This window comes from Thalassotalea sp. PP2-459 (assembly GCF_001913705.1).
GTDB classification, from domain to species: domain Bacteria; phylum Pseudomonadota; class Gammaproteobacteria; order Enterobacterales; family Alteromonadaceae; genus Thalassotalea_C; species Thalassotalea_C hakodatensis.
Genome location: NZ_MKQD01000049.1, coordinates 23,648 through 33,972, shown reverse-complemented (window position 1 = coordinate 33,972; position 10,325 = coordinate 23,648). Strand labels below are relative to the sequence as shown.

The following is a 10,325-nucleotide window of genomic DNA, read 5'->3' as shown; positions in this document are numbered from 1 at the left end:
TTAACCATAGAATGACTATGCAATAATCCAAGTGCCGCGATCAGAAGGCGTTTAATTTGAACAAAACTTAAACAGCAAAGATCAACACGCTCTAGTCATTTTATCAGTTTCAATGTTTCTGCTTAGCGGCAATAATTGCCGTCAAGATGCCGACAAAAGCTGAGAACTAAAATAAATTGCCACTAAACCGGTACCTAACGGATAAACTGCCACTTAATAATCAACAGCTTACATATTCGGCACTTTATTTGCTTAAAGAGTATAATTACTTTATAGAGGTGCTTTTATGCAAACGCTTAATTTGGTCAATAGCGATCACGTTGAATTTAACGCGTTTAGGTTATTTGATACGCAAGACCGTCAAAATAATTCTCGAAAACTAGCCTTAGCAGAACAACTTCAAACAAGCTTAGATATTGATACTATTCTCAATATTTTTGCCATGGAAGTAACGAAATTTGTCGATTTTACTGGGCTTTACTTTAAAAATGATGTTACTAGTGGTGAAATGCGTGGAAGTAAACTTGCAAGAAAAGAGCGACATTTTGAGCTTAAAGTCAATAAGCGTTATATCGGTACATTAACATACGCCTTAAACAAGCCAATGCCATTGGCCTCTTATAATATGTTAAAGAACTTGCACACGTTATTAGTACACCCGCTAAATAATGCAATGCTATATCAGCAAGCACTTAGCTTAGCAATGCAAGACGGTTTAACGGGGTTAGGCAATAGACGTCATTTTGATCAACAAATTAAACGCGCAATGCATCATGCCAATAGACAAGGCACTAAAGTCGGCTTAATTGTGTGTGATTTAAATAAATTTAAAGCCGTGAACGATAACCATGGACATCATGTTGGCGATCAAGTGTTAACCCATTTTGCTCAAGCATTAATTGAAAGTGTAAGAGACTCTGAAAGTTTATTTAGATTCGGCGGTGATGAATTTGCAATCATTGTCGAAAACGCAGATGAACAAGCACTAACGATAATTGAAAGTAGATTACAACATTCAGTGAATACTAATAGCTTACTTGCAAGATATGAGGTCAGTAGCTCAATAGGCTGTGCATTAATGACAAGAGCAGATAATGAATATTCGTTATTCGAACGTGCCGATAATTGCCTTTATCAACAAAAACTAGCAAAGCCGTGTCGCTTAAGTATTATTTAATCGATTTTGTAAGCTACTACTTTGTATAATCTACACTGAGCATTCGTAATGCGTATGCTCTTTCTTGTGGTGTGGCCCCAACCTGCACACGACAGAACCTAATTGCCAATGAAAATTTTTCTTTTCCGACAACAGACAACACTTGCTTTAAATAATGTTTATTTAATGAAAAATTTTCTGCATATTGATTAATCGCTTGCTCAATTGAAGGATATTCAACACCGTCAAACCAGAAAGGTTGTGTTAAAAAGGCAGATGAAGCGTCCAGTGTCTTTCCATTAACTTCTAATGGCCAACCTGAAAAGTTTACTCTATCGCGTGCTATTTCATACATCATCCAAGCACTTCTTTGAAAAGAAGCAAAGTTACCCAGTTCAAAACCGCTTTCTTCAAGCGATTTCTTTGTCCAATTAATACCAATAGCGAGATGTTTTTTATAATGTTTTATTAACGCTTTTTTTACGACAAACCTGACCTGCCAAACATTATCTACATGCGCAGTATTTGCCCAACGCAAACATTCGGCACAAGTATAAAGGGTAATCGGGGGATGAACACAATCAGGTACATAATGGCTGTGTTGTGGAAAAGAAAATGTTTTATTTGTTGGCTCTCCGCAGAACCAACAAGTAAAACGATAAGCAAAAGGGGCTTCAGTAATTAAGTGCTTTACCATAACGCTTATTTACGTTTCTTTTTAACCTTAGCATTGGCTTTACTGGTTACGCTTTGTTTTTTCTTAATCAACTGATTTTTATCACGCGTTGATTGGTAGCGGTTTTTACTTGCTGGCTTTGTTTTATCACTTCTCGGTTGTTTTCGCTCAGTCATCGGATCAAATTCATAACCTGCGAGTACAACATGTTCGAACTTTCTATTAATTAATACTTCTATATTAGCTAAAAATTTTTCATCTTTAGGGCTCACTAAAGAAACTGCAGTGCCGGTTTTACCTGCGCGCCCGGTACGGCCAATGCGATGCACGTAATCTTCTGCTAAAAACGGTAAATGGAAATTGACAACATATGGAAGATCAGGAATATCGAGGCCTCGAGCTGCCACATCAGTTGCAACTAACACTCTAACCTCGCCTGAGGTAAATTGCGCTAACGCTTTGTTGCGCGCTCCTTGCGATTTTTCACCGTGGCACAAACTAGCTTTAATGCCATCTAGTTTCAATTCTTTCGCCAGTTGATTGGCACTTTCTCTAGTGCCAGCAAAAACTAACACTTGTTGCCAATTATTCACACCAATTAATTCAGACAGTAATTCTCGCTTTCGTGCTTCACTGACTCGGTAAACAAACTGTTTTACTTTTCCTGAGGTGGTATTTTGTTTCGCTACTTCAATCATTTTTGGGTGAGTTAACATTTGTTGTGCTAATGTTTTCACCTTTTCAGAAAATGTTGCTGAAAATAACATGGTTTGTGGTGATACCTTGATACCTTCACGAATACGTTCAATATCTGTTAAGAAGCCCATATCTAACATACGATCGGCTTCATCAAGTACTAAATGTTTCACTTGAGATAATGAGACATTACGCAATGCCATGTGCTCTAACAAGCGGCCTGGGGTTGCTACTAAAATATCAAGCCCTGCTTTTAACATATTTGCTTGACTTGCCATTTTCCCACCACCAAAGATAACGCCAGATTTAAGTGGTAAAAATTGACTGTATTGTTCAATATTCGTGGCAACTTGCATAGCAAGTTCTCGGGTAGGCGTTAATATAACTGCACGTAAAGACGCTTGTTCATTCGTCCTTTGTTGCGCAAGTAGATCAAGAATGGGTAAGGTAAATGCTGCAGTTTTCCCTGTACCTGTTTGTGCACTTGCTAATACATCATGCCCAGCTCGAATAGCAGGTATAGCGTTTTGCTGTATCGGCGTTAGCGTTTTATAACCACACGCTTTAACCGCTTTCAATAAGTCTGCTGATAAGCCAATTGCATCTACACTCACGATATTCACCTTAAACCTAAAAAATCGCGCGAAGTATAACAAGTTTCAATGTTGTTGTAGTACTTTTATCACGCGATTTGTTATTTAAGCTGAAGCATTACCAAACTTTTGGCGTTAATTTAAATTTTTCTTTCTCTGCTTCATTAGGTTGATAACTTGGCAATACATTATTTTTCATTTGTTGGTGATAATCTTTCGTCACATGAATAATAACTTTGGAAAGTAAAAACAGCGCTATCACATTGATTATCGTCATGACACCTGTTGATAAATCTGCCAATGCGATCACTTGAGGTAAGCTAGCAACGGAGCCAAAAATTAACATGAATAAAAAGCCAATACGTAAAAACCAGTGACCTAAAAGTGTATCCAATCTTAAGTATTTTAAATTTGTTTCTGCGTAGGCAAAGCTGGCAATGATTGACGTAAAACCAAAAAATAAAATCGCGATGGTAATAAAGTCACTCCCCCATGCTCCTACTTGAGAAGCTAATGCTTGCTGAGTCAGTTGTATGCCTTGAATTCCCTGCTCAGCATTGTCAAATAATAAAATTAAGCAAGCCGTACAAGTACAAATAATAATGGTATCAAAAAACACCGCTAACATCTGAATGTAACCTTGTGAGGCAGGATGTGCAGGGTATGTTGTTGCGGCGGCAGCCACATTAGGAGCGCTACCCATACCCGCTTCATTTGAATACAAACCTCTTTTCACCCCTTGCACAATTGCCGCACCAACAAGGCCGCCTCCTGCTTGCTCTAAGCCCAGCGCAGACTTAACAATAAGTGCAAATATGCCAGGTAAATGCTCAACATTCATCCCCATTACAACTAAACAAATAAGTAAATACGCTACGCCCATAAAAGGGACAATGATTTCAGAAAAACGAGCAATATTTTTTAAGCCGCCCATTACAACCCAAGCGGTTAGTATGGCTATAAAGATCCCTGTATAAATGGGTTCAACACCAAAGGAACCAGAAAAGGCATCAGTAATAGAGTTCGCTTGTACTGAACTAAAAACAAAACCATACCCAAAAAATAAACACAATGAAAAGGTGATTGCTAAGAACTTACTGTTTAGCCCTTTGCGCATATAGTAAGCTGGGCCACCGCGAAAGTTACCATTTGCATCTTTCTCTTTATATAACTGGCCAAGCAGGCTTTCTGCAAAAGCTGTTGCCATACCAACAAAGGCGATGACCCACATCCAAAAAACAGCACCAGCACCACCTAAAGATATGGCCACAGCCACGCCCATTAAGTTTCCCGTACCAACTCGCGCGGCTAACGAGGTACATAATGCTTGAAAGGATGAAATACCATGTTGACTTTTTTGTCGGCTAAAACGTAATAAAGTAAACATATGAAAGAAATGACGTAGCTGAATAAACTTCAACCGAATTGAGAACCAAACACCACACCCCGTTAAAAGGTAAATTAAAATACTACCCCATAAATAGCCATTGATTTGGCCCACAGCATCAAAAATCACACGTTCACTCTATTTGTTTGTTTTCGTTAGGATAACAAAGAATCTGTTGGTTTATTAGTTGCAATAGTAAATTAATGGTTTAATCGGCAATGTTGTTTTGGATCCATACGAATACAATATAGCCAGCAGCATAACCCATAAATTGACCTGAAAGCATCAGCAGCATTTTTATTTTATAGCTGAGCTCTTCTGTAAAAAGACTTAACACAAACATACCTGGCGCTAAAAGCACGCGATAACCGAAAAGAGAAAGATCAACAAAATAAAAATGGATCAGATGAAATAAAAGCGCAATAATAATGCCAAAAATACCAATAATTGTTGCGAGTTGGTAATGAGATAAACGGGTCAATTCAGTAATCTTAAATGTCCCCTTTATCACTTTTCATTGGCATGTCATTACACAACGCACACGACTTTCCTTTACGCACGTAATACAAACGCGTGCTAATAAACACCATGGTAGAAAGTAAAGACCACTCTAAAGCGAAAATTAACCCATCGATAATTTTGTGACCTTTAATACATTCAGAAATGAATAATAATATAAATACTGCGGCATAAACTAAGCAAGCTCGTTTTAGCCAAAATTTAACGCTCATATTGTATGCTCTCTGGTTTTGTTGACACTTATCAAGAGAAATCTATGTTTATTCTACCGCAGCAATAATGTTATTCACTGACTCTTTTGCATCACCAAATAACATTTTAGTATTATCTTTAAAAAACAGTGGGTTTTGTACACCCGCATAACCGGTATTCATTGAACGTTTAAAAACAATGACATTTTTAGCATGCCATACCTCTAATACTGGCATACCAGCAATAGGGCTATTAGGATCTTCTGCCGCAGCAGGATTTACCGTGTCATTAGCACCAATAACCAATACCACATCGGTGTGCTGAAAATCCTGATTAATTTCATCCATGCCTAATACAATATCATAAGGCACTTTTGCTTCAGCAAGTAATACATTCATATGACCAGGTAAACGTCCCGCAACGGGATGAATAGCAAACTTAACCTCGACACCTTTAGCTTGTAATTGTTGAGTAAGCTCATAAACAGGATATTGCGCTTGCGCAACAGCCATGCCATAGCCTGGGGTAATAACCACTGTTTTTGCATCTGATAGTAGATTTGCTACTTCACTTGACTCAGTTTCACAATAACTACCATAATCTTTATCATGATCAACCAACACTTCTGTACCAAAACCGCCAGCAATCACACTAATAAACGAGCGGTTCATCGCTTTGCACATTATGTAAGATAAAATCGCTCCTGAAGAGCCTACCAAAGCACCGGTGATGATAAGTAAATCGTTACTTAACATAAAACCAGCAGCCGCTGCCGCCCAACCAGAATATGAATTTAACATGGAAACAACCACTGGCATATCTGCACCACCAATAGACGCTACCAAATGCCAACCAAACAGTAATGCTATTGCCGTCATCACAAATAGAATAAAATCTCCTCCCCCTTGTTTCACGAAAGAGATCATTAAAAAGGTACAAACAATACCTGCGGCTAAATTCATTTTATGACGATGTGGTAACATTAGCGCGGATGAATTAATAATACCTCTTAGTTTACCAAAGGCAACGATCGAGCCAGTGAAGGTAACTGCACCAATAAAGACCCCAAGAAATATTTCAGTTAAATGAATATTAACACTGATAATTTGTGTGTCAGTTAATACTTGTAGTAGATGATGATCCATTGCGAAGTAGCTATTAAAGCCCACCAATACCGCAGCTAAGCCTACAAAGCTATGTAAGATAGCAACAAGTTCAGGCATTTGTGTCATTTCAACTTGTTTAGCTAACTTTAAACCAATGACACTACCTATTAACATGGCAACAATGATCACTAGCACATTATCAACGCGTGGATCTGCTAATGTAGCAAGTAGAGCAATGGCCATTCCTGCCATACCAAAATAATTACCTGATTGCGCAGTTTCTTGTTTGCTCAACCCTGATAGACTCAAAATAAATAATACTGCCGCAATTAAATAAGCAGCTCCGATTAACCCGTAAGATAATTCCATGAGCTGTTCCTTATTTTTTAAACATTTTTAACATGCGTTTAGTGACAAAAAAGCCACCCACAATATTAATGGTCGCAATAAGAATTGCGATACCTGCAAGCACCTGAACGATTATATTTTCAGAACCAACCTGCAATAACGCGCCAACAATAATGATGCCCGATATCGCATTCGTTACGCTCATCAAAGGAGTATGCAATGCATGCGTTACGTTCCAAACAACGTAATAACCGATAATGCAAGCCAATACGAATACAGTAAAATGCGCGAGAAAGTCGCTTGGGGCGACACTTGCGATCCAAGCAAAAAGTAAAGAGCCGCCAATAGCAAAGCCGAGTTTATTTGTGGATGTTTCAGCTAAATCCGTATTTTTCTGTCGTTTTTCATCTTGATGTGGAATTTTATTATCCGGTTTAGTCGACGTTGCACTAATTTTTATTTCCGGCGGTGGAAACATAATTTCATCGCCTTGAATTACAAGCATGTTTCGAATAACTTGATCTTCAACATCTAGTGAAATTTCACCATTGCCCTCTTTGCACAGTAATTTAAGTAAGTTAACCAAGTTATTTGCATAAAGTTGAGAAGATTGATTGGGTAACCGTGACACCAAATCGGTATAACCAATAATAGTAACACCATGCTTATTGATCACCTTTCCTGCTGTCGTCAACTCGCAGTTACCACCACCTGCTGCCGCTAAATCAACAATCACTGAACCTGGCTTCATTGATTTAATCATTGTTTCTGTGATAAGCGTTGGTGATTTTTTGCCGGGGATCATTGCAGTAGTAATAATAATATCAACATCTTGAGCTTGTTCAGCAAACAACGCCATTTCGGCGTCTATAAATGCCTTGCTCATTTCTTTCGCATAACCATCTGTTGATGCTAAAGACTCTTCTTCTTGGTAATCGAGTACTAAAAATTCGGCTCCCATACTTTCAATTTGCTCTTGAACTTCTGGGCGAGTATCGAAGGCACGAACGATAGCGCCTAAACTACCGGCGGTGCCTATTGCTGCAAGACCAGCCACTCCAGCACCAATAATTAATATTTTCGCTGGTGGTAAATTTCCAGCTGCGGTTATTTGGCCTGTTAAAAAGCGACCAAATGCGTTAGTTGCTTCAATTACTGCTCTATATCCAGCAATGTTCGCCATTGAACTTAAGGCATCAAGCGATTGAGACCGTGTCATTCTTGGCACCATATCCATAGCTAACGTTGTAATTGACTTCTCTTTTAAGCGCTTTAATAGATCAGGTGATTGTGCCGGAGAAATGAAGCTAATAAGTGTTGCACCCTCTTTAATTTGTTCAATTTCATCAACGGTAGGTGCGTTTACTTTTAACAGCAAATCACATTGCCAACACTTCTTTTTAGGCACAATTTCAGCGCCAGCATCAATATAAGCCTGTTCTTCAAAGCTGGCCTTTGAACCTGCTCCTTTTTGAACGTAAACGATGAATCCTAGTTTAATTAATGCGGAGACACTTGTGGGAGAGGCTGCCACACGATTTTCACCCCGTTGTGACTCTTTAACAACACCAATGATCATAGTAGGCCTTAGTTAATTATTGTTCTTTTGTTAAATAATTAACCGTTTATTGGTGATAATTCAAGCTATTTAAGCGGTTTAGTCCGTAATAGTTAATGTTTTTGTTGTTGAAGGCGAAATGCTTCTAATGACTCTGTCACTTTTTTAATGTTTTGATGTTTAAGAAAGTCCGCCATAGTACGCTTACTAAACTCAGCCATTTCAAAAGGCATTTCGCGATCTAAAAATTGGAAAATATGCTCAGCACTGTGGATCTCATTGATAAGCTTTGAATGCACATCATCTTGGTAGAGGATCGGAGACATAGTCGCCATAGCATCATTAATCATACGCTGGGTTTTGTATTGACTAAAAAAAGCAAGCAAGGTTTTGCTTTCAGGTTTAGCTCTACCCTGTGCAGTAAGCATTAGCGCAGACATTGGCGCTAAAATGCTGTGATCTTTATTTTTCCCAACTTGAGGAAAAGGAAATAATCCAACGCTCTTTTGCACATAATTTGGCATACCACTTAACGAAAAGCTGCCACTAAGATTCATACCTATCTCTTCACGATAAAGTAACGGCATGATTTCTTCGCCATCAAACTGACGATGATTGTTGATAAAAAAGTCTTGCTCTATTAAGTTTTTCCAATGTGTAAAAACAGCCACAACCTCTTGAGAAGTAAATGACAGCTCCCCTGAAATAAGTTTTTTATATAGATGAGCACCATTAATTCGCAACATTAAATAGTCAAACCATGCTGCTACCTGCCAAGGTGGCTCAGATCCTAAACCTATTGGTGAAATTCCATGATGTTTTAGCGTATTAGCTATATGTAAAAACTCTTGCCACGTAGTCGGCGCAGTTAAACCAAACTTTTCGAAAACACTTTTCTTATAGTAGATATCCCAAACATACATACTAAACGGAACAGCAAAAATACGCTCTTGGTAGCTCACCTGCTCAATAGTTGCATCACTAAAAAGTGCTTGAAGGTTATTCTGATACCAAAACTCATCAATAGAAGTAATATAGTGTTCATTGATTAACTGTTTTAATCGATTACCTGAATACCAATTTAATACATCAACACTGTTCGCTACTTTTTTATAATTAGATAAGAGTTCAGGATAGTTTTTACCATCAAGCATACGTAAACGTACTCTGATATGTGGATTCAAACGTTCGAATAGTAAAATTTGTTGGCGTAACACTGCTTCTTGTTGTTCTGAATGAGCTAAAACAGCGAAATTAATAATATTCTTTTCAGCATGAGCCGAGCCTGTTAGTACAAGCATAATAAGACAAACTAAAAGTCTTACGTACTGAATATTAAACAAATAAAGCATGTTATCACTGCAAAATGTAAACAAAACGTTAACTTCATCTTAATTAAGATGAATAATAATGCAACCTATTATTTTTAAAAGGTAATTGTTTCGCTAAATTATCGTTACTGATAAAGTGATTTTGAGAACTCTGTATAGATTTCTTGGGGATACACCTAAAAACTAACCTAGTTTGCTTTTCGAAGTTACTTCTTCAATTTTTAATCCATCAGGGGCATCGTTTTATCGTGTGCTTCTAGTCAATATCTGCTAACGGCCACGTGACGATATAATCATCAAAATATTCGACATCAACTTCATTGTCTTTAATAATTTTACCACGTACCGACATACCTGCTTTATGCATTGCTGACTTTTTACCTTTATGCAACAACGGATGCCATGACGGCATGCCTCGTCCTTCTTTAAGCCTGCGATAAGTACAACTTGGGGGCATGAAAAACACATCATCAAGGTTATCTTGCGTTAATTGCACACAATCTGGCACTAATGTCGTTCTTTTAGCGTATTGCGTGCATTGGCATGTTTTATCATTTAACAAATCACAAGCTATATTGGCATACACCATATTCTCACCATCGGCGATATAGTCTGTGGGTTGTAACTCAGTTGTTTCTGTGGTGTTTTCATCATCGATAAATTTATGCAAACAGCATTTTGCACAACCGTCACACAGCGACTCCCACTCTTGACGTGTCATTTCATTAAGTGACTTCGTTTGCCAAAAAGGTAATGTCAAAAT

10 protein-coding genes are annotated in these 10,325 nt (G+C 38.0%); 1 reads left to right on the top strand and 9 read right to left on the bottom strand.

What is annotated here, in order from left to right; translation table 11 throughout:
- Positions 1–286: 286 nt before the first annotated feature.
- Positions 287–1,177 (top strand): GGDEF domain-containing protein, encoded by an 891-nt coding sequence (locus tag BI291_RS12345; RefSeq protein ID WP_074499076.1) that lies wholly within the window; start codon positions 287–289, stop codon positions 1,175–1,177.
- A 16-nt stretch (positions 1,178–1,193) separates the two neighbouring features.
- Here the strand turns inward: BI291_RS12345 and BI291_RS12340 are convergent, their stop codons facing one another.
- The 9 genes from BI291_RS12340 to BI291_RS12300 all read right to left on the bottom strand — a co-directional run bounded on the left by BI291_RS12340 (position 1,194) and on the right by BI291_RS12300 (position 10,322).
- Entirely contained in the window at positions 1,194–1,853 is a 660-nt protein-coding gene (locus BI291_RS12340; RefSeq protein ID WP_074499075.1) for a hypothetical protein, read from the bottom strand.
- Between the two features lie 5 nt (positions 1,854–1,858).
- Positions 1,859–3,142, bottom strand: a complete 1,284-nt coding sequence (locus BI291_RS12335; protein ID WP_074499074.1) for a DEAD/DEAH box helicase — start codon at positions 3,140–3,142, stop codon at positions 1,859–1,861.
- 97 nt (positions 3,143–3,239) lie between these two features.
- The gene (locus BI291_RS12330; RefSeq protein WP_254849574.1) at positions 3,240–4,637 is read right to left on the bottom strand and encodes a sodium:alanine symporter family protein; all 1,398 of its coding nucleotides are present in this window, start codon (positions 4,635–4,637) and stop codon (positions 3,240–3,242) included.
- 79 nt (positions 4,638–4,716) lie between these two features.
- A complete protein-coding gene (locus BI291_RS12325) occupies positions 4,717–4,989 on the bottom strand; it encodes a hypothetical protein (RefSeq protein WP_074499073.1) in 273 nt (90 codons plus the stop codon).
- Between the two features lie 10 nt (positions 4,990–4,999).
- Positions 5,000–5,239 carry a hypothetical protein gene (locus tag BI291_RS12320; protein WP_074499072.1) on the bottom strand — a complete coding sequence of 80 codons (240 nt, stop codon included), beginning with the start codon at positions 5,237–5,239 and terminating at the stop codon, positions 5,000–5,002.
- Between the two features lie 48 nt (positions 5,240–5,287).
- Positions 5,288–6,694: a Re/Si-specific NAD(P)(+) transhydrogenase subunit beta gene (gene pntB, locus BI291_RS12315; protein WP_074499071.1), complete on the bottom strand. Its 1,407-nt coding sequence runs from the start codon at positions 6,692–6,694 to the stop codon at positions 5,288–5,290.
- Positions 6,695–6,704: 10 nt separating this feature from the next.
- A complete protein-coding gene (locus BI291_RS12310; protein WP_074499070.1) occupies positions 6,705–8,252 on the bottom strand; it encodes a Re/Si-specific NAD(P)(+) transhydrogenase subunit alpha in 1,548 nt (515 codons plus the stop codon).
- 92 nt (positions 8,253–8,344) lie between these two features.
- A complete protein-coding gene (locus BI291_RS12305; protein ID WP_074499069.1) occupies positions 8,345–9,532 on the bottom strand; it encodes an ABC transporter substrate-binding protein in 1,188 nt (395 codons plus the stop codon).
- Between the two features lie 286 nt (positions 9,533–9,818).
- On the bottom strand, positions 9,819–10,322 hold the full coding sequence (locus BI291_RS12300; protein WP_074499068.1) for a YcgN family cysteine cluster protein: 504 nt from the start codon (positions 10,320–10,322) through the stop codon (positions 9,819–9,821).
- Positions 10,323–10,325 lie beyond the last annotated feature (3 nt).

Bases quoted from the DNA above. Each gene is read 5' to 3' on its own strand.
- BI291_RS12340 (WP_074499075.1), bottom strand. From the start codon at position 1,853: ATGGTAAAGCACTTAATTACTGAAGCCCCTTTTGCTTATCGTTTTACT.
- BI291_RS12320 (WP_074499072.1), bottom strand. From the start codon at position 5,239: ATGAGCGTTAAATTTTGGCTAAAACGAGCTTGCTTAGTTTATGCCGCA.
- BI291_RS12305 (WP_074499069.1), bottom strand. From the start codon at position 9,532: ATGCTTGTACTAACAGGCTCGGCTCATGCTGAAAAGAATATTATTAAT.
- BI291_RS12345 (WP_074499076.1), top strand. From the start codon at position 287: ATGCAAACGCTTAATTTGGTCAATAGCGATCACGTTGAATTTAACGCG.
- pntB (WP_074499071.1), bottom strand. From the start codon at position 6,694: ATGGAATTATCTTACGGGTTAATCGGAGCTGCTTATTTAATTGCGGCA.
- BI291_RS12310 (WP_074499070.1), bottom strand. From the start codon at position 8,252: ATGATCATTGGTGTTGTTAAAGAGTCACAACGGGGTGAAAATCGTGTG.